The organism is Kitasatospora sp. NPDC059599, from assembly GCF_042735125.1.
In the GTDB taxonomy this organism is placed as follows: Bacteria; Actinomycetota; Actinomycetes; order Streptomycetales; family Streptomycetaceae; genus Kitasatospora.
Genome location: NZ_JBHWCL010000034.1, coordinates 1 through 24,628 on the forward strand (window position 1 = coordinate 1; position 24,628 = coordinate 24,628).

Consider the following 24,628-nt stretch of genomic DNA (forward strand, 5'->3'; position numbering starts at 1 on the left):
GGAGCCGGCCCGGCCCTGTGGAGTGCGAAGCGGCCCGCTGTCAGGCCCCCAGGGAGGTGAGCAGGCGGGCCACCTCGTCCGTGACGGCCCGGCGCGCGGGCTCGAAGCACTTGCGCGAGTCCGTCAGATCGGGGTCGGCGGCCAGCATCTCCCGGACGACGCCGGTGAAGACCGTGGTCAGCCGGGAGGAGATGTTGATCTTCGTCATGCCGGCGGCGATCACCTGGGCGAGCTCCTCGTCGGCCACGCCCGACGAACCGTGCAGCACCAGCGGCACCGGCAGCGCCTCGCTCAGCGTGGTGACCAGGTCCTTGTCCAGGACGGCGGTCCGCTCGCGCATGCGGTGCGAGGAGCCGACCGCGACGGCCAGCGCGTCCACCCCGGTGGCCTGGACGAAGGCCAGCGCCTCGTCCGGGTCGGTCCGCACGCCGAACGCGTGCGCGCCGCCCTTGCCGCCCACCTTGCCGAGTTCGGCCTCGACGAAGACCTCGCGCTCGTGGCACCAGGCGGTCAGCTCCGCCGTGGCGCGGACGTTCTCCTCGTACGGCAGGTCGGAGTAGTCGACCATGACGGACCGTGCGCCCGCCTCGACGCCCGCGCGGATCATGTCCGGGTCGGTCAGGTGGTCGAGGTGGACGGAGAGCCCGGCGGCGGAGTCCTCGGCCAGGGCGAGCGTCGCGCGCAGCAGCGGCATCATGCCGCCGTGGTAGTCGATGCAGTTCTTGCTGATCTGGAGGACCAGCGGGATTCCGGTCTCCTCGGCGGCGGCGACGATCGCCTCGCCCGTCTCCAGGTGGATGACGTTGAAGGCCAGTGCGCCGACACCGGCTGCGCGTGCGGCGTCGACGATCGACGCGGTGGGGACCAGCGGCATGATCGGGATTCCTTTGCTTGGTGGGCGTGCCACTGCGTGCGGCGGTGCGCGAAGGGGCGGTGTGCAGGGCGGCGGTGTGCAGGGCGTCGGTACGCGGAGCGGCGGTGCGCGAAAGGGCGGGGAGCCGGGCGGCGTCCGGGCCGAGCGGCGGACGGGGGCGGCCCACCGGGCCGGAGCCGCGGCGGGCCGCCCCCGTCGGGAGGTGGGCCCGGACCGGTCAGCCGGCGGGTTGCGGCTGGGTGGCGGTCAGGTGGGCGGCCAGGCTGCTGACCGTGGAGTACGAGAACACGTCGACGATCCGGAGCCCCGGCCAGTGCGCGCGCAGCTCGGTGGTGACCCGGACGACCATCGCCGAGTCCACCCCCAGGTCGAAGAAGCCGGTCTCCCAGTCGATCGCCGGCAGGCCCAGGGCTTCGGCGAAGACCTCCGCGATGGTCTCGGACGCGGTTTCCTGGGTGGTGGTCATGCCATCGCCTCCGAGAGCACCTTGCCGGCCCGGGCGACCCGGTCCAGCTCGCCGGCGTCGTCCATGTTCACGATCACCCCGTCGATGCCGCAGTCCCGGTACTGCTGGACCCGCTCGGCGACCTGGTCGGGGGTGCCGCACAGGGAGATGGCGCGGACGGCCGACGGGCGCATGCCGTGCAGCTTGGCCAACGCCTCGGCGCCGCGCTCCAGTTCGGCCTCCGAGTCCCCGATGATCGCGGTGCCCAGCCAGGTCTTGGTGACGGTGTCCGGGTCCCGGCCGATGGCCTCGCAGGCCCGGTTCAGGACGCCGATCTTGTGGCGCACGGTCGCCGGGCCGCCGAAGAAGTTACAGCCGTCGGCCAGCTTGGCGATCATTGGGATGGTGGTCTTCTCGCCGCTGCCGCCGATCAGGATCGGCGGGCCGCCGGGGGTGGTCGGCTGCGGCACGTTCAGCGCGCCGCTGACGCGGTGGTACGTCCCCTCGAAGGAGGGGGCGTGCTCGGTGAACATCGCCCGGCAGATCTTCACCGCCTCCCGCAACTCCCGCATCCGCTGCCCGAGTTCGGGGAACGGCATGCCGTACGCCTCGTACTCCTCGCCGTGCCAGCCGGCGCCGACGCCGAGCACCGCGCGGCCCTTGCTGATCACGTCGATGTTCGTGACCATCTTCGCCAGCAGGGCCGGGTTGCGGAACCCGACGGCCGAGACCAGGACGCCGAGCTTGGCCGTCGAGGTCAGCGCCGCGAGGGCGGCGAGCGTGGTGTACGCCTCCGGCATGGGGTCGGCGGCCTCGCCCACGCTGGAGATCTGGTGCACGTGGTCCATCGCCCAGATGCTGTCGAAGCCCGACTCCTCGGCCGTCCGGGCGACCGCGACGACGTGGTCGAACAGCCGGCTGTCCGGGACCTGGGGGAAGGCGTAGCTCGCGAACTGGAAACCGACCCGGGTGAACGGTGTTGCGGTCACACCCGCTCCAGCAGTCGCAGGTCGAGCAGGCGGGCGAGGAAGTCCTCCACCGGGCCGCGGACCTCGTCCGCCGGCCGGCCGGTGACCTCGGCGACCCGCGCCACGACCTCGCGCACCGGACGGCTGCCGTCGACCTGGCGCCACACGTCGCGGGCCTCGGTGTCGAACAGGTAGCGCCCGATCAGGGTCTCGACCAGCAGGCCGTCGTCCTCACCGCGGCGCACGGTGACGTCGAGGGCACGGACGAGCACCTCGTCCATCAGGGTTGTCATGCGTCTGCTCCAGTCTGCTGGTGGTTCTCGATGAATTCCGTCATCGCCGAGATGGTCGGGGTCTGGAAGGCCAGGTCGAGCGGCAGCGAGAGGCACAGCTCCTCGTTGACCCGCGCGCCGATCTCCACCGCGGTGAGAGAGTCGCCGCCCAGGTCGAGGAAGTCCGCCTCGGGGTCGGTGCTGGTCAGGCCGAGGACCTGGGACCACGCGGTGGTCACCACCTCGGCGACGGTCGCCGCGTCCTGGCCGGCCGCCGCGGTGTCCGTGCCGTCCGGGTGCTGCTGCGGGGCCTGCTTCTCCATCCAGTGGCGCTGGGCGGCGAACGGGTAGGCGGGCAGCGACACCACCCGGCGCGCCTCGGTCCCGTAGTACCCGGCCCAGTCGATCGCCGCGCCGCGGGCCCAGGCGAGGGCCACGGTGTCGGCGAGCCGGTGGTCGGGGCCCAGGCGCAGGCGGTCCGGGGCGACGGGCGCCTTCGGTGCCCCGGCGGACTGCGCGCCGGCGTGCAGGACCCGGCCCAGCTCCTGCGCGGGGCCGCCGGCCAGCAGCCAGTCCGCCGCCGGGGCCGCGAACGGCGGGACGTCGACGCGGGCCAGGCTCACCCCGGCCAGCTGCAGGGCGCGCAGCGGGACGAGCACGGCCAGGGCGCCGGCGGCCTCCTCGGGCAGGGTGTCGAACCTCGTGCCGTCCGCTCGTCCGCCCTCGGCGTCGAGCAGGGCCGTGTACTCGGCGAGCGCCGCGGCGGCCAGCGGTTCGGCCGCCGCCTCGCGCCGTGCCATGGCGACGAGTTCGTCCGGCCGACCCTCGACCGCGAGGGAGACGCGGGTGCTGCGGCCGGTCGGCCGGTGCGGTGCGCGCAGGGCCGTCACCAGGTTCTCGGCGTCGGCGTAGGACCCGGCCCAGCGGGCCGCGTGGGCGGGCCGGGCCACGGCGAGGGTGTACGCGGTGTCGGCGAACTCCCGCTCGGACAGCCCGGCCCCGGCCTCCAGCCGGTCGGCGAGGCGGGCCTTGGCCCGCGCGAGGTCGTCGTCGGTGCGCGCCGAGAGGACCACGGCCTGCCGGTCCCGGGGGGCCGGGTCGGTGTCCGCCTCGTCGGTGTCGGCCACGATCACGTGGGCGTTGGTGCCGCCCAGACCGAACGAGCTGACGCCCGCGACGCGCCTGGCGTCCCGTTCGGGCCAGGCCCGCGTGCCGGTGTTGACGTAGAGGGTGGTGCCGTCGAGCTCGATCGCCGGGTTCGGCTCGGTGAAGTGGAGGCTCGCCGGGATCACCCCGTGCCGGACGGCGAGGGTGGCCTTGATCAGCCCGGCCACACCGGCCGCGGCGTCGGTGTGCCCGATGTTGGTCTTCACCGAGCCGAGGGCGACGGCGCCCGGGCCGCGGTCGTCGTCGGCGAACACCCGGCTGAGGGCCTCCACCTCGATCGGATCGCCCAGCGGGGTCGCGGTGCCGTGGGCCTCGACGTAGGAGACCTCGCGCGGCTCCACGCCGGCCCGCCGCATGGCTGCCCGGACCACGGCCTGCTGGCCCTCCACGTTGGGCACGGTGAAGCCGGCCCGGGAGCTGCCGTCGTTGTTGGTGGCCCAGCCGCGGATCACGCCGTAGCGGCGGTCGCGGTCGGTGCGGGCCTGGCCGTCGCGCTTGAGCACGACCATGCCCGCGCCCGACCCGGGCACGGTGCCGGAGGCCCCCTTGTCGAAGGTCCGGCAGTGGCCGTCCGCGGAGTTGATGCCGCCCTGGACGTACTCGTAGCCGTCCACGTCGGGCATCAGCAGGCTGACCGCGCCGGCGACCGCGATGTCGCAGTCACCGGCCGCCAGGGCCTGGCAGGCCAGGGCGATCGCGGTCAGTCCGGTGGAGCAGCTGGCCTGGACGGTCAGGCTCGGTCCGCGCAGGCCCAGCTTGAAGGCGATCCGCGGGGCGAGGAAGTCCTTCTCGTTGGCCAGGGCCAGGCGCAGCTCGCCCAGGTTCTCCACGGCGGCGGTGTCGGGGGCGACGTGGTCGCGCAGGTAGGTGTTCTCGCCGGAGCCGGCGAAGACGCCGATGACGCGGTCGCCGCCGCGGCCGAGGTAGCCGGAGTCCTCCAGGGCGGCGGCGGCCACCTCCAGCAGCACCCGGTGCTGGGGGTCCATCGCCGCGGCCTCGGCCGGCGGGATCCGGAAGTACTCGGCATCGAAGTCCTCGATGCCGTCGACCCTGCCGACCGCCCGTACGTGGTTCCCCTCGGCGGGGCCGCGCTCGATCGACTCGACGCCGGCCGTCAGATTGGCCCAGAACGCCTCCGCGCTGTCGGCGCCGGGGTAGCGGCAGGCCATTCCGATGATCGCGATCGGGGTCGCCGTTGTGATGACATCGCCTGTCACGGCTTGGGAGTCCTCTTCGTTCGAACGGTCACGGCCTCGAACGGCCGTGACCGGGGCGGTCATTACTCGGGCAGGACGGGCTTGGTCAGCACGGCCGGCGCGCCCGCGCCGATGTGCCGGTAGCGCCGGGCGGCGGCCCGCGCGACGAGGTCCGGGAACGTGTCCGCGTCGAAGGGTTCGAGTCCCTTGGTGGAGAAACGTTCCAGGTAGGCGGGCCCGTACTGGGCGTCGTAGACCGAGAAGCCGGCGTTCGCGAGCGTGAGCACGGCCATCCCGGAGAGGAAGTTGCCGGACTCGGCGACCCGGTGGAACTTGGTCTCGCAGAAGTAGACGCCGCCGACCAGGACGCCGAGCTCGCCGGCGATCAGGTCATCGCCGTTCCAGACCTCGAAGGAGGAGGCGAGTCCGGCCCGGTGCAGGGCCCGGTACTGGTCGGCGATGGCCGGGGTGATCCACTCGGTGTCGTTGCTGCGCGGGGTTTCGGCGACGCCCTGCAGCACCTGCTCGAAGTCCCCGTTGATCCGCCCGGTCCAGCCGAGCCGGCGGGTCCGCTTCCACACGCTGTCCGGGAAGCGGGCGTGGGCGAGGTCGAGGTAGAAGCGCGGTTCGGGGACCCGCCAGACGATCTCGTCGCCCACTCCCCACGGCACGTGCCCGCTGAGGTAGCCGGCCAGGACCGGGTCGAGCGGCGCCGAGATCGTGTCCCCCGTCACGGGTCGGTCGCCGCTCACCCGAGGGCCGCCTCTTCGAGGTTGGTGACGGTGGTGCGGGCCCAGTTCGCGATGCGCAGGACGCAGTCGCGCTCCGACTCGCCGGGGCCGGGGCCCTGGAGGACCTGGGTGCGGTAGCCGTCGACGGTCAGGCCGGACGCCGGGGTCTCCTCGATGCGGCGCAGCAGCCACTTGTCGCTGCGGCACAGCGAACCGGCGAGGACCAGGGCGCCGTCGGCGATCCACGCCGCGGCGGTCATGGCGGCGATGCGGGCGCTCTTGACGTCGTCGTTGCGCAGCATGCCGGCCACGTCGGTGAGCCGGTTCTCGGCGTCGATCTTGAGGGTGCGGGTCAGGGCCCGCTGGTACGAGGAGGAGGCGATCAGGCGGCTGGTCTCCTCGAAGAACTCCTCGCCCTTGAGGGGCTTGGCGATCGAGAGCCGGTACACGAAGTCCTTGACGACGGTGCCGGACTCGCAGAACTCGGGCTCCTCCGCCGTCAGGTAGGGGGCGAGGGCCTGCGCGGGCGCGTCCGTCGGCCAGATCTTCAGGTCGATGCGGGAGTCGCCGTAGCGGCCCATCCAGGTCAGGCAGGTCAGGCCGCTCTCGTCGGTGCTGCGCCACATCTCCATCGTGTCGTCGACGGGCAGGTCGAGGTCGGTGTCGGCGAAGGCGTAGGCGTCGACGTCGCTGAACGGGTTGGCCCAGCCGGCCGCGGTGGAGCCGGTCAGGCAGATCGCCTTGGCCTCGGCGAGGCCCGGGAACTGCGCCAGCAGTCCGGCCAGGGAGACGTCGGGGGCGGTCAGCTCGCCGGGTTGGTCGCAGAGGACCTTCAGTGAGGGGGCGAAGGCGGGTCGGTCTGTCATAGGGGAGTTGTCCTCCGTAGTTCCCAACAGGGTGGAACCGGGCCGTGGGCCGGTGCGGAACGTGCCGAGACCGGGCCGGGCGCGCGGACGCGGCGGGGCGGCCGCGGGGCGGGCGCGCGGCCGTGCCGTCCGGGCGGCGGCGGGTCAGGCGGACTTCAGCAGCTTGTCCACGGCCCGGGTGAAATCGCCGAACCGGGGGTTGGCGAAGATGAGCTGTACCGGCACCTTGCGGAGCAGGGCGTCGGAGAGCTGGGCGCACATCCGGACCGCGGCGATGGAGGTGCCGCCGGCGTCGAAGAAGTCGGTCGTGGCGTCCACCTCCTCGGCCGGGGTCCAGCGGATCCACGCGGCGCGCACCGAGGTGGCGACGTCCGGCGCGGCGAGGACGCCGAGCTTGGCGCCCTGGGCGTGCTCCAGGCCCGAGGTCACCTGGATGCGGTCCGGCTGCCAGGCCGGCGGCAGCACCGCGGCGAGGTGGGCGGCGACGCGCTCGCGGACCTGCTCGGGTGCGTCGGCGGACTGGACGACGACCAGGAGCGCGTCCGAGTTCCGGTCCAGGCGGACGACGGCGCCGAGCACCCCGGCGCACTCCCGGGCGGCCGCGGCCAGGGACTCCCCGTTGACGGTGACCCCGCCGCGCTTGAGCCGGGTGAGGTCGGCGCGTCCGTGCAGGTAGACGTAGCCGTCGGAGGCGAGCGAGGCCAGGTCGCCGGTGTCGTGGGCGGGGGCCGCGCCGACCGCCGGCCGGGCGCCGAGCAGGAGCCGGCCCCGTCCGTCGGTCCCGGCCTCGGGCCGCAGTTCGTAGCGCATGAAGGGCAGCGGGGCGCCGACGGGCACGTCCTCCGGGTGGGCGGTGGCCTTGGGCAGTTCGTCGAAGTCGAAGACGAAGCAGGTCGGGGCGAGTTCCGAAGTCCCGTAGGCGTTCAGCAGTTTGACGCCGGAGAGTCGCTCGCGGGCCCACTCGACGAGCGGCCGGGCGACCGGCTCGCTGCCGAGGACCACCAGGCGGACGGAGGACGGCAGGCCGCGCTCGGTCCTGCGCATGAAGTCGATCACGCCCATCCCGTAGGAGCTGGGCAGGTTGACCACGGTGATCCGCTGGGCCTCCAGGAAGTCCAGGAAGGTCTCGGCGGACGGCGCGTGCTCCCACGGCGGGACGACGACGGTGGCGTCGGCCCGGAAGGTCGGGACCACCTCCTCCACGAACACGTCGAACCCGGCCGGGGCGAACTGGAGCACCCGGTCGGTGTCCGTCAGTCCGTAGGCCTCGCGGATGTCGTGGAGGTAGGCCTCGAAGACCGCGCGGTCGATGGGGGCGATCTTCGGGTCACCGGTGGTGCCGGAGGTGGCCGCCAGGTACACGGCGTCCGGCCAGGCGGCCGGCCGGTCCGCGCCGGTGGCCGTGACGGTGAACGCGCCGACGGAACCGGTCACCACGGCGGCGGCCCCGGAGGCCTCGCGCAGCCGGGCCCGTCGGTCGGCGGGGTCGGCGGCGGAACCCAGCAGGGGGATGTCACCGGCTTCCAGCACCGCCAGCAGTGCGACGACCGAGGGTAGGCCGCGGTCGCATTCGATGGCCACGACCTTGCGTCCGGTGCCGCCGGTCCGGCCGAGTTCGGCGGCCAGTTCCCCTGTCTGTGCGACGACGTCGGTGTGTCGCCACTCGTAACCCGCAGTCACTCCCACTCCTCCACTCACGCACCGCGCCGGGGCGGTCGTTTCGATCATTGGCCCACCGGAGGTGTCACCGGTGCAGTGCGGCATCGAGGTCCTCGGCCACGGACTCCGCGAGGCCGGTCCAGGACGGGCCGGAAAACAGGTGGTCGGCCCCCGCGAGTTCGCGGATCCGGGCGTGACCGGTGGTCTGGGCGTGCCATCCGACGACGTCGTCGAGGGCGATCTCGTCGTCGGCGGTGCCGCGGAAGACGGTGAGCGGCACGTCCCGGAGCGGTCCTTCGCGGTAGCGGTACTTGCTGATGGCCCGCATGTCGGCCTCCAGGACGGGCAGCAGCAGCTCCACGATGTCCGGTTCGGCGAGCAGGTCCTGGTCCAGGTAGCGCCGGGCGAGCTGCTCGCGGGAGACGAGTTCCTCGTCGGCGGCCTGGGCGGCTTGCGGAGGCGGGAGCTGCGAGGCCACGGCGAGGTGGACCACGGAGGGGCCGAGTTCCCGGGCGAGTTCGAAGGCGACCAGGGCGCCCGAGCAGTGGCCGAACAGGGCGACGCGCCGGTGGGGGAGGCCGGCGACGGCCTCCCGCACCTCGGCGATGATCTCGGCCACGTCGGTCAGGGCCGGTTCGGCCATGCGGTTCTCCCGGCCCGGCAGCCGTACGCCGTACACGCCGACGTCCTCCGGGAAGGCGTCCGCCCAGGTCCGGAAGACCACGGCGCTGGCGCCGGCCCAGGGCAGGCAGATCAGGGCCGGTCCGTCGGGGGTACCAGGTGCCCAGGTCACGAGGGTTGTGGGCGCGGGCCGTTGCGGTTCGTCGGTGCTCATTCCGCGGCCGCCGGTTCGAGCGTCGGCGCCGGCGTCGGCGCCCCCGACCGGACCTGCCAGACGCCGGGCACGAAGAGGATGCCCACGGTCACCACCACGAGCAGGCCGGCGGAGCCGAGCATGACGGTGTTGGAGCCGATGGCGGCCCCGATCGGGCCGACCAGGGCGAAGCCGACGGGCTTGAAGACCTGGGAGCCGAAGAAGTCGAAGGAGCTGATGCGTCCGAGGGCCTCCTCGGGCACGTTCTCGTGCAGGGCCGTGTACCAGAGGGTGTCGCCGAGTTCGGAGCAGGCCCAGGCGAAGACCGCCACGCCCTGCAGCACCAGCAACGGGGCCCCGACCGCGAACAGGACGAAGAACAGGCCCACCGGGAGGATCAGGAACTGGCCGAAGACCAGGGGGAGTTTGGGCTTCACCCTGGTGGCGACGAGCGCGCCGAGGATGGCACCGATGGAGGTGGCCGCGAGCAGGCCGCCCCAGGCTCCGGCGCCGCCGAGGTCCTCCTTGGCGATCCGGGCGCCCAGCACCATGAAGACCGGGAACACGGCCAGCTGGAAGAGGCCGAAGGACGAGACGATCGTCCACACCCAGGTCCGGGAGGTGAACTCCTTCCAGCCGCCCTTGAGTTCGTTGAGGACGGACTCCGCCTTCTCCCGCTTCGGGTCGGCGATCCGCATGAAGCAGAAGGCGATCGAGGCGAGGAGGAAGGTCCCGGCGTCCGCGGCCATGCCCCAGCCCGCGCCGACGGTGGCCACCAGCAGGGCGCCCGCCATCGGGCCGATGACGCCCAGGCCGTTGCGGGACAGCGCCAGCAGGGCGTTCGCCTTCTGGAGGTGCTCGGGGCTGACGCTCTGCGGGACCACGCTCAGCGAGGCCGGCAGGAACAGCGCGTTGCCCAGGCCGTAGACGACCTGGAGCAGGGCGATCTTCCAGACGGCCGCCGAGTCGGACAGGACCAGGGCGCCCGAGGCCGCCTGCGCGCCGAACATCGCGACGTTGGCGGCGATCATCAGCTTGCGGCGGGACAACCGGTCGGCCCAGACGCCGCCGAGCAACAGCAGCGCGATGGTGGGGATCTCGCGGGCCAGCAGGACCATGGCGAGGCCCTTGGGGCCGGCCAGGTCCAGCATGGCGAATGTCAGGGCGACCAGGGAGATCCCGTCACCGAGGGAGGAGATCGCCCGGGCGCTGAACAGCATCAGGAAATTGCGTTCGGTCAGCGGACCCCGTGGCCGTCGTGGCGGGATTGATGGCGCAGGCAAGCTTTCTTCTCCTCCCGAAAGTTCCCAAGCGCCGAATTGTGTTCGGTGCATCCCCGAGGCGCTTGAGAGCGATCAACATAACCCGCAAGACGGTGTACCGCCACCCAAATTGAGGAGTGAATCCACTTCACAAAGTGTTCGTGTGAAGTGTGCCACATCCACACATCCCGACTATCGGTGTCCGTTTCACCCGCTATCGGCGGGGAGAATCGGGTGGGGCGGTTCAGAACCGGACAACCGGCGCTTTTGCCGACGGATTCGCAGAGATCGCCGGAACCCGCTCCGGAGGCGCCCTCGGCGCCGGTCGGCGGATTCCACTCCTATGTCCGGTTTGGGGGCCTCCGAGAGCCCGGGCGAATCGGGCAAGACCTCCATCTTGCGCAGAGCATGACATAGCGTCAACTTGCGGAACGTTAAACTCCGGGGGTAGCCCGCGGAAATTCCAAGGGTTAATATGGCTGCTCTCCGGTGCTCTCCGGCCCGCTCTCGATGCGGGCCGGGAGGTGTCGGAAGAACGGGGGAATCGGGCATATCTGCCCGTGTCGCAGCGGCTTCCTGGCTGTATTCACGCAGTTCAGGGCCGTTTTTTCGCGTGCCGTCCAGGACGGTCGCGTCATGCGGGACGACCGGCCATGCCGCCGGCGACTTCCCCGGAGCTGCCATTGGTGCGGAAGTGCCTTCCGACGTCGTTTGTGCGACGAGAATCGGTCGGTATTCCGGCGCATACCCGCATACCTGCGCCGCGAATTCCTTCCGTCTCGAAAATCGACATCCGGAACGGGCCTCACGAGGACACCGCGGATCTAGAGAGGAAGCTGTGACCCCGATACGCCTGGCAATTGTTGGTGGCGGCCCCTATTGCACGTACGCGATGGAGAGGCTGGCCGCTTCGATAGGCGCCGAAGGCGACCCCGTCGAACTCGTCATCCACGTCTTCGAACGCACCGGGCAATTCGGTGCCGGCCGGGTCCACAGTCCTTTGCAGGCCCCCACGAGTTTCCTCAACCGCGTCGCCGGACACGTCTCCTTCGGCGCCGACGAGAGCGTCGAGGACGCCGGCCCGCTGCTCCCCGAGGAGCTCCGCCCCAGCCTCTACACCTGGGCCCGCCGCAGGTTCGACCGGACCGGCGACCCCCGCTTCGACATCGGCCCGGACGACTGGCCCAAGCGCTACCTGCACGGCCTCGCCCTGCGCGAGCAGTTCGACGCCTACGTGGACATCCTGCGGGCCCGCCCCGGGGTGACCGTCGAACTGCACCACCGCGAGGTCACCGACGTCGAGGACCTCGCGTCCCCCGGCACCAGCGGCCCGCTGCGCCTCACCTCCGTCCCCGCCGCCGGCCCGGGAGCCCCCGCGCACACGGACGTCGACCACCTGCTGCTGCTCACCGGCCACTCGTACAACGACCCGCGGCACTCCCCGCGGACCCGCCGGTGGGCCGAGGACGCCGAACGGACCCCGGGAGTCGCGTTCCTGGCCAGCGCCTACCCCCTGGAGGAGCGGCTCACCGCCGACGTCGCCGGCCCCGGCACCGTCGTCGGCTGCGCCGGGACGATGCTCACCGGCATCGACGCCGTCCTCCACCTCACCGAGGGCCGCGGCGGACGCTTCGTCCGCACCGAGGACGGCGCCCTGCGCTACGAGCCCTCCGGCCGCGAACCCCGCTCCATCGTCGCCTTCAGCGAATCCGGGCTCTTCGCCTTCGCCCGGCCGCTCACCCCCGCCGGCGCCGCCAAGGGCAAGCACCGGGGCGTCTTCCTCACCGTCGAGGCCGTCGACCGGATCCGCGAGAACTTCGGCAGCGACCCCGTGCGCGTCGGAGAGGTGACCCGGCGTCAGATCGACTACGACCGCCACCTCCTCCCGCTCATCACGGCGGAGATGGCCCTGCTCCACCACACGACGCTGTTCGGCCCGGACTTCGGCCGCCACCTCGTACGGGTCTCGGCCGCCGCCCGGGAGGACTTCCTCGACCGGACCGCGGGCACCGCCCCCGCGCAGGACTCCGTCGCCCACCTCACCGCCCCGCTCGACCGGTCCGTGGCCGAGGCGGTGGAAGCCGTCGAATCGCTGCTCCTCGGCCGCACCCCGTACCGCGACCTCGCCGCCCGGCCGCGCGACTGGTCCTTCCCCGAACTGCTGCGCCGCTACGCCGACGTGGTGCTCGGCGCCGAGAACCGCCGGCGCCTGGAGGCCGTCCTCGACGACCCTGCCCGCACGGCCGAACTCGTCGCCACACTGACCTCGCCGACCCGGCACGCCGTCCTGCCCTCGGGCAACCTGTTCTCCTGGGAACGCACCCTCGAACCGATCGCCCCGGGCGACCGCACCTCCCCCGAGCAGTACCGCAAGGCGATGGTCGAATTCATGGCCACCGACCACCTGTGGGCCCGCCAGGGCGTCTTCGAGAACCCCGCCAAGACCGCCGCGGACGCGGTCTGGCGCGGCCTGCGCCCGGTCATCGTGCACGCCGTCAACGACGGCGGCCTGCACGCCGACGCCCACCGCCGCTTCCTCGGCACCTGGCTGCGCCAGCACAACCGGCTCGCCTACGGCCCCGTCCCCGACGTCATGGACCGCATCCGGGCCCTCATCGAGCACGGCATCCTCGACGTGACCGCCGGTCCCGGCGCCCGGGTCGACACCGACGGCCGGCACCTCGTGGTCACCGGCCCGCACACCGGCGCCGCCCACCGCATCGACGTCCTGCTCGACGCCCGGGTCCCGGCCTTCGACGCCGCCGCCGACATCGCCCCCCTCTACCCCAACCTGCTGCGCCGCGGCCTGGTCCGCACCTGGGTCAACCCGCACCGGGGCGGCGGCGAGGACTTCCGGCCCGGCGGCCTCGACCTCACCGACGACTTCTGCGTCATCCGCCCGGACAGCAGCGTCGACCGGCGCATCAGCGTCCTCGGACCCGCCATCGAGGGACAGAAGTTCTTCCAGGGCGGTGCGATGAAGCCGGGCTCCGACCACCACGCCATGCGGTTCACCCTCCGCTGGTTGCGCACCTTCCGGGCCCAGGCCGGCCTGGGGAGCTGAAGCGGCCACGCCCGACCGCCCCTATCCGACCCCAGCAGAGACGCCACCGCCATGGACACCCACGCCCGCACCCAACCGAGCACCCCGGCCGCACACCCGACCGGGGTCCACCACCTCATCGGACAGCACGCCCGGCAGCACCCCGGCGCACCGGCCGTGCGCGAGGCGGTCACCGGCCGCGAACTCTCCTACGGCGACCTGTGGGACCTGGCGGGAGACCTCGCCGCACGCCTGACCGACGCGGGCCTGCGCCCCGGCGACGCCTGCGGCATCGCCCTCGACCGCGGAGCCCACCTGGTCGTCGCCGTGCTGGCCGCGGCCCGCGCCGGAGCCTTCTACGTGCCGCTCGACCTGGACGCCCCGGCCCAGCGCTCCGCCGCCCAACTGGCCGACGCCGCGGCGCGCTTCGTGGTCACCGCGTCCGGCGACGGCCGCGCGGCCGCCGTCGCGCCGGACCTGCCCAGGATCGAAGCCGTCCGCACCGCAGGAACGGCCGCACCGGACCACGGCCGCACCGGCCACGACGCCGGCGGGGACGACCCGCTGTACGTCAACTTCACCTCCGGCACCAGCGGACGCCCCAAGGCCGTCCTCGTCCCGCACCGCGCCGTGCTCCGGCTCGTCGACGAGCCGACCTACTGCACCCTGCGGCCCGGCACCAGGGTGGCCAACGTCGCCAACCCGGCCTTCGACGCCACCACCTTCGAGATCTGGGCCACCCTCGCCGCCCGCGGCACGGTCGTCGTCATGCCCTCCGTGGCCGCCACCGGCCTGGACCGCTGGCTGGACCTGCTGCGCGCCGAGGGCGTGGCGGCGATGTTCCTGACCACCTCGCTGTTCCACATGATCGCCCAGGAACGCCCCGGCGCCCTCGGCACCCTGGAGACGCTGCTCGTCGGCGGCGAGGCGCTGAGCCCCGAGGCCGCGCGCCGGGTTCTCGCCGCCGGCGGCCCCGACCGGCTGGTCAACGTCTACGGACCCACCGAGACCACCACGTTCGCCACCTACCACGACCTCGACGCCGAGAAGCTGCGCGACCTGGTGCGCGCACCCATCGGCAGCGCCATCCAGCACACCGAACTGCGCGTGCTCGGCCCCGACCTGGCACCCGTGCCCGACGGCGACCGCGGCGAACTGGCCATCGGCGGCCCCGGCGTGGCCCTCGGCTACCTGGGACGCCCCGAACTGACGGCGGAGCGGTTCACCACCCTGCCGGACGCCGCCGGCGACGGTGTGTTCTACCGGACCGGCGACCTCGTCCGCAGGCTCCCCGACGGCAGCCTGGAGATCTTCGGCCGGCTCGACCGCCAGGTGAAGATCCGCGGCTTCCGGGTCGAACTGGAGGAGGTCGAACGCGCCGCCGTGGCCACCGGCCTGGCCACCGCGGCCGTCGTCGAGAAGACGGGGGAGGGGGCCGCCGCCGTCCTGGTCGGCTTCGTCCTGCCCGCCGGGGACCGGCACGCGCCCGCCCGGACCGTGACCGAGCTGCAGACCGCGCTCGCCGGCGAACTGCCCGGCTACATGCTGCCCACCCGGTGGACCGTCCTCGACGCCATCCCGCTGGGCCCCACCGGCAAGGCGGACCGGGACGCGCTGCTCGCCCTGGACCGGCCCGACACGCCCGCCGAGGCCTCCGCATCCGACGCCGCCTCCGCCCCCTCCGCATCCGACGCCGCCTCCGTATCCGACGCCCCGGACCCCGGTGACGGCCCCGCCCCGCAGGACGGCGATCCGGCCACCGAGGTCCGGCGCCTGTGGCGCGAGGTCCTGGAGGTCGCCGAAGCCCGGGACGAGGACAACTTCATCGAAGCGGGCGGCAACTCGATCCTCGCGATCCAACTGGCCGGCCGCGTCAACGAGGCCGTGTCCGCCGACCTCGGGCCGGCCGACGTCCTGCTGGCCACCGACCTGGCCGACCTGACCGAGAAGGTCCTGCACTCGGCGACCGCCCGGCGCTGACGGGAAAGACACGAAGGGGAGCAGAGCAGCGTGAAACTGATCCGACGGGGCGCCACCGACGCACCCCTGTCCGCAGCCCAGGAAAGCCTGTGGTTCATCGAACAGGCCCACCCCGGTACGGCCGCCTACAACGTGCCGCTGCTGCTGCGCTGGAACGAGGCGGTCGACGTGCCCGCCCTGCGCCGCGCCCTCCTGCGCACCGTCACCCGGCACGAGGCCCTGCGCACCGCCTACCGGCTGCACGACGGCCGCCCCCGGCAGGAGGTCCTCCCGCCCGGCCCCACCGACCTCGCGCTCCACCACGGCACCGCCCGGCCCGGCCCGGCCGAACTCACCGAACGCGCCCGCGCCCCCTTCGACCTGGCCTCCGGCCGCCCGCTGCGCTGCGACCTGTGGCAGGGCGCCCCCGAGGGCGACACCCTGCTCGTCACCCTGCACCACATCGCCTTCGACGGCTGGTCGCTGGGCACCTTCCTCGACGACCTCCACGACGGCTACCGGTCGGCGCTCGGCGCCGAGTCGCCCGACAACGACACCGCCGCCGACACCGCGCCCGAACCCGACGTCCAGTACGCCGACTTCGCCCACTGGGAGCGCGCCTCCTGGGGCCTGCGCGACGTCGAGGGCCGCTCCGCCGCCCGCGCCGAGGAACTGACCGACGCCGACGACCCGCCGCTGTTCCCCGGCCGCGGCGCCCGCGGCACGCAAGCCCGCCCCGGCGGCCACCTTGCCTTCCCCGTCCCCGCGGACCTGTGGGAACGCACCGGCGCACTCGCCACCCGGCTGCGCGCCACCCCCTTCGTCGTCCTCTTCGCCGCCTTCCAGGAAGTGCTGCGCCGCTGGTCGGGCTCGACCGACTTCGTCGTCGGAACCGTCATGGCGAACCGGCCCAAGCGCTGCCTCGAAGGCGCGGTCGGCTGCTTCGTCAACACCGTGCCGCTGCGCTGCCGGCCCGCCGCCACGCAGACCTTCGAAGAACTGTGCGGCGACGCGCGCACCGAGTCCTTCCGCGCCCTGACCCACCAGGACCTGCCGTTCGACCGGCTCACCGCCCTCACCGCCGCCAAGCGCGGCACCGGACGGAGCTCGCTGACCGACGTCGCCTTCGGCGTCCAGAACGCGCCGATGCCGCGCACCGCCGGCCGGGCCCGCTGGCAGCAGCCCGAGCTGCTGCCCACCGGCACCGCCCGCTACGACCTGCTGTTCCTCCTGGAGGACCACCCCGGCGGGGTGACCGGCACCATCGAGTACGACCTCGACCTCTGCACCCCGCAGACCGCCGCCCGCTTCCGCGACGCCTACCTCGCGCTGCTCACCGCCGCCGTCGACGCCCCCGGCACGCCCCTGGCCCGGCTGCCGCTGTCGGCCCGCACCCCCCAGGCCCCCGTGCCCGGCGTCCTGGCCGGCCCGGCCCGGGACCACGCCCGCGCCGAGCCGCCCGCCGACCGCTCCCTGCTGGGCCCGCTGGCCGCCCGCCTCGCCGAGGACCCCGGGGCCGTCGCCGTCAGCGCCGGCACCGACCGGATCAGCCGCGGCGCACTCGACCACTGGTCCTGGGCCGTCGCGCACGCCCTCGCCGGCACCGGCACGCCGACCGGCGCCGAGGCCGCCGTTCCCGTCCTGGCCGCCCGCGGCCCCGCCCTGGCCGCCGGCTGGACCGGCGTGCTGCGCACCGGCCGCCCCTACGTGCCGCTCGGCCTGGACACGCCGGTGGAACGCCTGGAGTACATCCTCGGCGACCTGGGCGTGGACACCGTCCTGGCGGACGACGCCGGGGCCCGGCTCCTGCGCGCCACCGGCGCGGACGTCCGGATCCTCGACCTCGACGCCCTGCGGCACGGCCCGACCGGTGAGCGCCGTGCCCCCGAACCGGCCGGCGAGGACACCGCCGTCGTCATCTACACCTCCGGCACCACCGGCCGGCCCAAGAGCGTGCCCGTCCCGCACCGCGGCCTCGCCAACACCGTGCTGTGGTGGGCGGACGACTCCGGCCTCGGCCCGGCCGACCGGCTGCTGTGCGTGGTGGGCACCTCCTTCGACCCGGCGACCTTCGAGACCTTCCGGGCCCTGGTCTCGGGCGCCGAACTCGTCTACGCCGACGACGTGGAACGCAAGGACGGCCGGGCGATGCTCGCGCTGCTGCGCACCAGCACCGTGGCCGCGATGACCCCCGGCCTGCTGCGCGCCGTCCTCGACGCCGAGGACGCCGAGGACGCCGCCGCCGACGGGGCGCGGCCCGGGGCCGGCACCCTGCGGATGCTGTACCTCGGCGGCGAGAAGCTGACCCGCGCCCTGGCCGCGGAGTGCCACGCCCGCTGGGGCGTGCCCCTGCGCAACGTGTACGGCCCCACCGAGGTCTCCTGCACCAGCCTGTGCGCGCCGGTCACCCCGGAGGACCCCCGGGCCCCCGCCATCGGCCTGCCCGTCTGGAACACCCGCGCCTACGTGCTCGGGGCGGACGGCGAGGAACTGCCCGCCGGCATCCCGGGCGAGCTGTACCTCGCGGGCGCGGGCGTCTCGCGCGGCTACCTCGGCCGCCCCGACCTGACCGCCACCGCGTTCCTGCCCGACCCCTTCGCCCCCGCGGACGAGCCCGACGCCCGGATGTACCGCACCGGCGACCGGGTCGTGATCCGCGAGGACGGCCTGGTCGAGTACCTGGGCAGGGCCGACGAGCAGGTCAAGATCCTCGGCAACCGCATCGAGCCCGCCGAGGTCGCCACCCTGATCGCGGAGCAGCACGAGGCCGTGCTGTCCGCCGCGGTCACCGCCGAGGGCGACCCGGCGCGCCTGGTCGCGTACGTGGTCCTCGACGCCTCCGGCGGCGCGCTCACCCACGAGGACGTGGTCCGCCCGCTGCTGCGCTGGCTCCCGGCCGCGGTGCTGCCCGGGACGGTCCACCCGGTGGACGCCCTGCCCATGACCGTCAACGACAAGATCGACTTCCGGGCGCTGCGCTCCCTGCGTGCCGAGCCGCTGCCGCGCGCCGGACACCGCGCGGTCGGTGCCGACCCGGCCCACCGCTGGGCGAGCGACCGCTTCCTGGCGGCCCTGGCGACCGAGGACCGCGGCGCCCCGGCCGGCACCGAGCAGCAGCTCGGACCGGACGACGACTTCTTCGCGCTCGGCGGGCACTCCCTGCTGGCCGTGCGGATGCTCGCCGCCGTCGAGCGCGAGGACGGCCTCGCCCTCGCCCTGGGCGACTTCCTCACCAGCCCGACCGTCGCCGGCTTCGCGGCCCTGCGGGACGCCGCCCGGGGCGCGCACCCGGGCACCGGCCGGGCCGGCGGCGACACCCGCCCGGGCGCCGCGCGGGCCGAGGACGGCCGGCACCCGGCGACCCCGGTCCAGCAGCGCATGGCGTTCCTGGACCGGGTCGCCGGCCAGCGCGCCGCCTACCTGGCCCCCACGGTGGTGGAGTCGACCGGCGCCGACCCGCGGCTGCTCGCCGCCGCCGTGGCCGCCGTCGTCGGCCACCACCCCGCCCTGCGCTCGCGGTTCCGCCTCGACCTGGCGAGCCGGCAGGTGCTGTGCACCACGGACGCCCCGCTGCCCGAGGTCGAGGTCTCCGACGTCTCCGGCCTGGACGAGGCGGCGCTCACCGCGCTGCTCACGGAGTACTGCTGGACGCCCTTCGACCTCGCCGAGCAGGCGCCGGTCCGCGCCCGGGTCCTCACCGCGGGCCCGCGCACCCTGCTGGTGCTCGTCATCCACCACATCGTCGCCGACGGCTGGGCGCAGCAGCTCCTGCTCCGTCAACTCGGCGACGTGTACCGGGCGTTGGCGGACGGACGGGAGCCGGAACTGCCGGCCGCGGTGCACCCCGCCGACCTGGCCGCCCCCGGCCCCGCCGACCTGGCCGCCACCGACCCGGCCGACCCGGCGGCAGCCGACCGGGCCCCGTCCGGCGCCGACCCGGCCGAAGCCCTGCTGGCCCGCCTGCGCGGCGCACCCACCGACATCGACCTGCCGCGCGACCGGGAACGCCCCCGGTCCCAGGACACCTCGGCCGACGTCCGCCGGGCCCGGCTCACCGCCGGGACCAGCGCCGCCCTGCGCGCGACCCTGGCCGCCGAGCGGGCCACCGTGTCGATGGCGGCCCCCGCGCTGCTCGGCGCGGTCCTGGCCGGGACCGGCCGCCAGCGCGACTTCCTCTTCGCCTTCCCCTGGGCGGGCCGGGCGACCGTCGCCGAGACCGAGGCCGTGGCCATGCTGGTCAAGACCCTCGTGCTGCGGGTCGACCTGCGGGACGAGCCGACCTGGCGGGTCCTGCTGGAGCGGGTCCGGGACGAGAGCGTGGCCGGCTACCGGTACGCGGACGTGCCCTTCGAGACCCTGGTCGCCGCACTCGACCCGGGCCGCTCCCTCGGCCGTCCGCCGCTCACCCCGGTGCTCGTCACCGCGGTCATGGACCCGCCCGCCGTCCCCGACCTCGGGCCCGCCGCGCAGTCCCGGCAGCTCCCGCCGCCCGGGCTGCGGATCAAGTACGAACTCGAACTCACCCTGCGGGACACCGGCGACCGCATCGAACTCGAACTGGCCTACGCCACCGCGCTGTTCGACGCCGCCACCGCGCAGACGCTACTGGACGCCCTGGTCCGGGCCGCCGACCGGCTGGCCGCGGAGCCGGACGGCCCGGCCCTGCCGCCGCAGCCGGACCAGCGCGCACACACCGACCGGCCCGACCCGGGCCAGGAGACTGGAGAAGCACGACCATGACGGACCCGATCGAGGACGTACGCCGGATCTGGAGCACGGTGCTCGGCGCCGAGGTCCAGGACGTGGACGTCAACTTCTTTGACGCGGGCGGCCATTCGCTGCTCGTCATGGTCCTCCAGGAACACCTGGAGGAGATCACCGGACGCGAGGTCGCCATCGAGGACCTCTTCGAGCACCCGACCGTCCGCGCCCAGGCGGCCCTGCTGACCGACCGTCCGGCCACCGCCGCCCCGGCGGACACCGCCCTCGGCGGCCGCGACCGCTCCCGGCTCCTCGGCCGCAGCGGCGCCACCCCCGGAGGCGCCGCGTGAACGCCGGCACCGACATCGCGGTCATCGGCACCGGCTGCCGCTTCCCCGACAGCCCGGACGCCGCCGCCTTCTGGGACAACCTGCTCCGCGGCGTCGTCTCGACCCGCGAGCAGAGCGAGGAACGGCTGCGCGCCACCGGCATGTCGGACGCGGAGCTGAAGGACCCGGCCTTCGTGCCGGTCGCGGCCACCGTCCCCGACGTGGAGCTGTTCGCCGCCGAGTTCTTCGGCTACTCCCCGGCCGAGGCCGAACTGATCGACCCGGCCCACCGCCTGTTCCTCGAAGTGTGCTGGGAGGCGCTGGAGTCCGCCGGGCACGCGCCCTCCGGCAGCGGCCCCGTGACCGGCGTGTTCGCCAGCGGCGGGCCGAGCCCGTACACCTTCGGGCTGCAGGCCGCGAAGGTCCGCGAACACGGCCTCGCCGCCGCCGTCGACGACCTGGACCTCACGCTCGGCGGCACCGCCGACTTCATCGCCTCGCGGGTCGCCTACAAGCTCGGCCTGCGCGGGCCCTCCGTCGGCGTCCAGACCGCCTGCTCCTCCTCGCTCACCGGCGTCCACATGGCCGTCCTGAGCCTGCTCTCCGGCGAGTGCGACCTCGCCCTGGTCGGCGGCGCCGCCGTCAGCGACCCCCTGGTGGGCTACACCCACGCACCCGGCGGCGTGATGTCCGAGGACGGCCACTGCCGCCCCTTCGACGCCCGCTCCACCGGCACCGGCGCCGGCGCCGGCGTGGGCGCCGTGGTCCTGCGCCGCCTCGCCGACGCCCTCGCCGACGGCGACCCGGTGCTCGCCGTCATCCGCGGCAGCGCGATCGGCAACGACGGCGCCGTACGGTCCGGCTTCACCGCGCCCAGCGCGGCGGGCCTGGCCGGCGTGGTCGCCGGGGCGCTCGCCGTCGCCGGGGCGCCGGCGCACACCGTGCGCTACGTGGAGGCCCACGGCTCGGGCACCCAGCTCGGCGACAGCCTCGAACTGCGCGGCCTGACCGACGGGATGCGCGCCGCGGCCCGCGACGCCGGCAGCCCCCAGCCCGCCCCCGGCGGCTGCGCGCTCGGCTCGGTCAAGGCCAACATCGGCCACGCCGGCTGGGCCGCCGGAATCGCCGGGTTCATCAAGGCCGTCCACGTGGCGCGCACCGGCGTCGTGCCCCCGCACCCGTCCTTCGAACACCCGCGGGACCCGGGCGTGCTGGCCGAGAGCCCCTTCCGGATCCCCACCGAGCAGGCCCCGGTCCAGGACGGCGACGACTGGCACGTCCTGGTGAACTCGATGGGCCTCGGCGGCACCAACGCCACCGTCGTCCTCGCCCCGCCGCCCGCGCCGACCCGGCCGTCGGCCGACCCCGGCGACCGGGTGCGCCTCGTGCTGTCCGCCCGGACCCGCACCGAACTCGACGCGCTCTCCCGCGCCGTCGCCGACCGCCTCGACGCCGGCGCGCCCGCCGGCGACGTCGCCCACACCCTGCGGGTCGGCCGCTCCGCCTTCGCCGAACGCCGGGTCGTGACCGCCGCCGCGGACCGGCTGGCCGCCGCCCTGCGACTGCCCCGACCGCCGCACGCCCGCACCGTACGGGCCACCTCCCGCCGGGTGCTCCTCCTGCCCCCGGCGCAGCCCGCCGTGCCCGCCCGGATCCTCGACCACCTCGTCCGGGCCTTCGCCGGCCAGGCCGAGGTGGCGGCCGGCCCGGCCGAAGCCCCCGCCGACGCCCACGTCCTCGCCCTGGTCGGCGCACCGGGCACCGCGGGCCGGCACCCCGAGCTGCTCCTCGACGCCCACGGCGTGCCCACCCCGGACGCCCTCGACGAGGCGCTCACCACGGCCTGGCTGAACGGCGCCGCCGTCGACTGGGAGTACCTCGCCCGCGGCGGCCGCGGCCGCCGCCTGGACCTGCCCACCTACCCGTACGAGCGCCGCCGCTACTGGGCGCTGGACCACACCGCCCTGCCCCGGGCCGGCGCCCCCGCGGCCACCGCCGCGGCGCCCGCACTGCGCACCCGCACCGGCTCGGCCACCACGGACACCCTCCTGGACATCTGGACCGAACTGTTCGGCTCCGACACCATCGACCCCGACGACGAGTTCGGCACCCTGGGCGGCACCTCGCTGCTGTCCGTCCGGATGGGCCTGGAGATCCACGCCCGCCTCGGCGTCCTGGTCAACCTGCACCGGGCCGGCGGCAGCAAGGCCACCGTCCGGCGCCTCGCGGCCATCGTCGACGCCAGGAACACCGCGGACACCGGCCCCGACGAGCACGACCGGATCGCCGACGGCGAGGGCGCCCTCGTCGACGCCGACCTCGCCCTGCCGCTCGGCGAGACCGCCCCCGGACAGGCCCCCGGCACGGGCGTCCTCCTCACCGGCGCCACCGGCTTCCTCGGCGCCTTCCTGCTGCACCAGCTCCTCGACACCACCGAACACCGGGTGTACTGCCTGGTCCGCGCCGACGACGAGGCCGAGGGCCTGGAGCGGCTGCGCCGGGCCGCGGCGGCCTACGCCCTGCCCGCCCCGGACCCCGACCGGGTCCGGGTCGTCCTCGGCGACCTGAACACCGTCGAGCAGGTCTGCGAGGACCACCGGGACGGCGAACTCGCCCGCGAGGTCGGCCGGATCCTGCACTGCGCGGCCAGGGTCGTGTTCACCGAGCCGTACAGCGAACTGCGCTCCGAGAACGTGCTGGCCACCCTCGGCCTGCTGCGCTGGGCGCGCCGGCACGGGATCCGGGACTTCGGGTTCGTCTCCTCGCTCGCCGCCACCGGCGCGGCGCTCGGCGGCGACGGCCGGACCACGGAGACCCGCGAACAGCCCCTCGACCCCGCCCAGGGCGGCTACGGCGTCGGCAAGTGGGTCTGCGAGCGGCTGCTCGAACGCGCCGAGCCCGAGGGCATGCGGGTCCGGATCTTCCGGCCCGGCCTGATTCTCGGCTCCACCCGCACCGGCGCCTGCAACCCCAAGGACATGATCTGGCGGATGCTCGCCTCCGGGCTGGCCACCGGCGTGCACCCGCTCGACGACCGCCCGATGCCGATGGCCCCCGTCGACCTGGTCTCCAGGGCCGTCGTGGACCTGCTGTTCGCCCCCGGCGCGGCCGGCCGCGCCTACCACCTGGTCGCACCCGAGGGCTACGGCGCCCGCCGGCTGTTCGCCCTCCTCGGCGAGGCCGGCCTGCCCACCGGGCGGGCGAGCCGCTCCGACTGGCTCACCGCCGTCGCCGACCGGGCCCGCGGCGGCGACAACCCCATCCTGACCAGCATGGCGCTCTACGACCTGGCCGACCACGAGGGCGCCGACGCCGGCGTCGAAGCCGAAGCCTGGAAGCCCTGGCTGCGGGAGGGCGGACACCAGCCCGCGCCCACCGCGGCACTGCTGCGCTCCTCGCTCGCGCACCTCGCCGGCCAGGACCCGCACTACCGCGAACTGCTCGGCGCCACGCTCGCCGCAGCATCCGACCGAAACGAGTGAAGACGTGACGGAACAGCACAACCACCTGCTCGCCGTACTGGGCGCGGGCGTGATGGGCACGGGCATCACCGCCCTCGCCCTCGGCCACGGCGTTCCCGTCGTGCTGGTCGACACCGACGAGGAGATCCTGGCCCGCGCCGCCCAGAACGTGCGCCGGCAGATCCGGCAGGGCCAGCTCCTCGGCAAGCTGCCGCGGGACATCCGCCACCCCGAGCTGCGGACCGTCACCGACCTCGACGCGATCGCACCCGCCACGGCCGTCGTGGAGGCCGTCGTCGAACTGCCCGCGGTCAAGGCGGACGTCCTCGCCAGGGCCTCGGCGCTGGTGAAGCCCGGCACCCCGGTGATCACCAACACCTCCGGCATCCCCGTCGACGAGCTCGCCGGGCACTGCGCCCGCCCGGAGGACGCCGTCGGCGCCCACTTCATGAACCCGCCGTACCTGATCCGCACCGTCGAGGTGATCCGCGGCCCCCGCAGCACCGACGACGCCCTCGGCCGCACCCTCGCGCTGCTCGCCGACCTCGACCGGGAGTCGATCGTGGTCGGCGACGGCCCCGGCTTCGTCATCAACCGGGTCCTCCAGCGGATGCTCAACGAGTCCGCGCGGATCGTGCAGGAGGGCATCGCCGGCCCCGAGGAGGTGGACGCGCTGTTCCGCGGCTGCCTCGGCCACACCACCGGCCCGCTGGCCACGGCCGACCTGATCGGCCTGGACAACGTGGCGGACAGCCTGCGGGTCCTGCACGAGCGCACCGGTGACGCCGGCTACGAACCCTGCCGGCTCCTGCTCGACAAGGTCGCCGCCGGCGACCACGGGCGCAAGACCGGCCGCGGCTTCTTCGACTACGGGTCCTGAC

The 24,628-nt window shown here is 74.4% G+C and carries 16 protein-coding genes; 6 read left to right on the forward strand and 10 right to left on the reverse strand.

Translation table 11 applies throughout. From position 1 onward, the window contains the following. Window positions 1-40: 40 nt before the first annotated feature. From ACFV04_RS14765 to ACFV04_RS14810, 10 genes are all read right to left on the reverse strand, one after another. The gene (locus tag ACFV04_RS14765) at window positions 41-874 is read right to left on the reverse strand and encodes a class II fructose-bisphosphate aldolase (protein WP_380529260.1); all 834 of its coding nucleotides are present in this window, start codon (window positions 872-874) and stop codon (window positions 41-43) included. A gap of 217 nt (window positions 875-1,091) precedes the next feature. Further along, window positions 1,092-1,340 (reverse strand): acyl carrier protein, encoded by a 249-nt coding sequence (locus ACFV04_RS14770; protein WP_380346554.1) that lies wholly within the window; start codon window positions 1,338-1,340, stop codon window positions 1,092-1,094. Further along, window positions 1,337-2,308: a TIGR03560 family F420-dependent LLM class oxidoreductase gene (locus ACFV04_RS14775; protein WP_380346553.1), complete on the reverse strand. Its 972-nt coding sequence runs from the start codon at window positions 2,306-2,308 to the stop codon at window positions 1,337-1,339. The genes ACFV04_RS14770 and ACFV04_RS14775 overlap by 4 nt, the downstream gene beginning before the upstream one ends. Beyond that, the gene (locus ACFV04_RS14780) at window positions 2,305-2,580 is read right to left on the reverse strand and encodes a PqqD family peptide modification chaperone (RefSeq protein WP_380346552.1); all 276 of its coding nucleotides are present in this window, start codon (window positions 2,578-2,580) and stop codon (window positions 2,305-2,307) included. The genes ACFV04_RS14775 and ACFV04_RS14780 overlap by 4 nt, the downstream gene beginning before the upstream one ends. Further along, complete coding sequence (locus ACFV04_RS14785) at window positions 2,577-4,943, reverse strand: beta-ketoacyl synthase N-terminal-like domain-containing protein (RefSeq protein WP_380529262.1); 2,367 nt, start codon at window positions 4,941-4,943, stop codon at window positions 2,577-2,579. The genes ACFV04_RS14780 and ACFV04_RS14785 overlap by 4 nt, the downstream gene beginning before the upstream one ends. Before the next feature lie 62 nt (window positions 4,944-5,005). After that, window positions 5,006-5,674 carry a leucyl/phenylalanyl-tRNA--protein transferase gene (locus ACFV04_RS14790; protein WP_380346550.1) on the reverse strand — a complete coding sequence of 223 codons (669 nt, stop codon included), beginning with the start codon at window positions 5,672-5,674 and terminating at the stop codon, window positions 5,006-5,008. Next, complete coding sequence (locus ACFV04_RS14795) at window positions 5,671-6,519, reverse strand: hypothetical protein (protein WP_380346549.1); 849 nt, start codon at window positions 6,517-6,519, stop codon at window positions 5,671-5,673. The genes ACFV04_RS14790 and ACFV04_RS14795 overlap by 4 nt, the downstream gene beginning before the upstream one ends. Window positions 6,520-6,663: 144 nt before the next feature. Further along, window positions 6,664-8,199, reverse strand: a complete 1,536-nt coding sequence (locus tag ACFV04_RS14800; RefSeq protein ID WP_380346548.1) for a non-ribosomal peptide synthetase — start codon at window positions 8,197-8,199, stop codon at window positions 6,664-6,666. 64 nt (window positions 8,200-8,263) lie between these two features. Continuing rightward, the gene (locus ACFV04_RS14805; protein ID WP_380346547.1) at window positions 8,264-8,971 is read right to left on the reverse strand and encodes a thioesterase II family protein; all 708 of its coding nucleotides are present in this window, start codon (window positions 8,969-8,971) and stop codon (window positions 8,264-8,266) included. Between the two features lie 38 nt (window positions 8,972-9,009). Then, window positions 9,010-10,326: an MFS transporter gene (locus ACFV04_RS14810; RefSeq protein WP_380346546.1), complete on the reverse strand. Its 1,317-nt coding sequence runs from the start codon at window positions 10,324-10,326 to the stop codon at window positions 9,010-9,012. Window positions 10,327-11,092: 766 nt separating this feature from the next. On the opposite strand from ACFV04_RS14810, the gene ACFV04_RS14815 reads away from it, so the two are divergent. From ACFV04_RS14815 to ACFV04_RS14840, 6 genes are read left to right on the forward strand one after another with little or no spacing between them, the layout of a single operon-like run. Then, on the forward strand, window positions 11,093-13,318 hold the full coding sequence (locus ACFV04_RS14815) for an FAD/NAD(P)-binding protein (protein ID WP_380529264.1): 2,226 nt from the start codon (window positions 11,093-11,095) through the stop codon (window positions 13,316-13,318). 51 nt (window positions 13,319-13,369) lie between these two features. Further along, window positions 13,370-15,277: a non-ribosomal peptide synthetase gene (locus ACFV04_RS14820; RefSeq protein ID WP_380529266.1), complete on the forward strand. Its 1,908-nt coding sequence runs from the start codon at window positions 13,370-13,372 to the stop codon at window positions 15,275-15,277. Window positions 15,278-15,307: 30 nt separating this feature from the next. Then, window positions 15,308-19,996, forward strand: a complete 4,689-nt coding sequence (locus tag ACFV04_RS14825) for an amino acid adenylation domain-containing protein (RefSeq protein WP_380529268.1) — start codon at window positions 15,308-15,310, stop codon at window positions 19,994-19,996. Beyond that, window positions 19,993-20,307, forward strand: coding sequence for an acyl carrier protein (locus tag ACFV04_RS14830; RefSeq protein WP_380529270.1), 315 nt, complete (start codon window positions 19,993-19,995; stop codon window positions 20,305-20,307). The genes ACFV04_RS14825 and ACFV04_RS14830 overlap by 4 nt, the downstream gene beginning before the upstream one ends. Beyond that, window positions 20,304-23,768: a thioester reductase domain-containing protein gene (locus ACFV04_RS14835; RefSeq protein ID WP_380529272.1), complete on the forward strand. Its 3,465-nt coding sequence runs from the start codon at window positions 20,304-20,306 to the stop codon at window positions 23,766-23,768. The genes ACFV04_RS14830 and ACFV04_RS14835 overlap by 4 nt, the downstream gene beginning before the upstream one ends. A 4-nt stretch (window positions 23,769-23,772) precedes the next feature. Next, window positions 23,773-24,627, forward strand: coding sequence for a 3-hydroxyacyl-CoA dehydrogenase family protein (locus ACFV04_RS14840; RefSeq protein ID WP_380529274.1), 855 nt, complete (start codon window positions 23,773-23,775; stop codon window positions 24,625-24,627). Window position 24,628 lies beyond the last annotated feature (1 nt).

Coding starts and splice junctions, on each gene's coding strand:
- ACFV04_RS14765 (WP_380529260.1), bottom strand. CDS start 874: ATGCCGCTGGTCCCCACCGCGTCGATCGTCGACGCCGCACGCGCAGCC.
- ACFV04_RS14770 (WP_380346554.1), bottom strand. CDS start 1,340: ATGACCACCACCCAGGAAACCGCGTCCGAGACCATCGCGGAGGTCTTC.
- ACFV04_RS14780 (WP_380346552.1), bottom strand. CDS start 2,580: ATGACAACCCTGATGGACGAGGTGCTCGTCCGTGCCCTCGACGTCACC.
- ACFV04_RS14795 (WP_380346549.1), bottom strand. CDS start 6,519: ATGACAGACCGACCCGCCTTCGCCCCCTCACTGAAGGTCCTCTGCGAC.
- ACFV04_RS14810 (WP_380346546.1), bottom strand. CDS start 10,326: ATGCACCGAACACAATTCGGCGCTTGGGAACTTTCGGGAGGAGAAGAA.
- ACFV04_RS14820 (WP_380529266.1), top strand. CDS start 13,370: ATGGACACCCACGCCCGCACCCAACCGAGCACCCCGGCCGCACACCCG.
- ACFV04_RS14830 (WP_380529270.1), top strand. CDS start 19,993: ATGACGGACCCGATCGAGGACGTACGCCGGATCTGGAGCACGGTGCTC.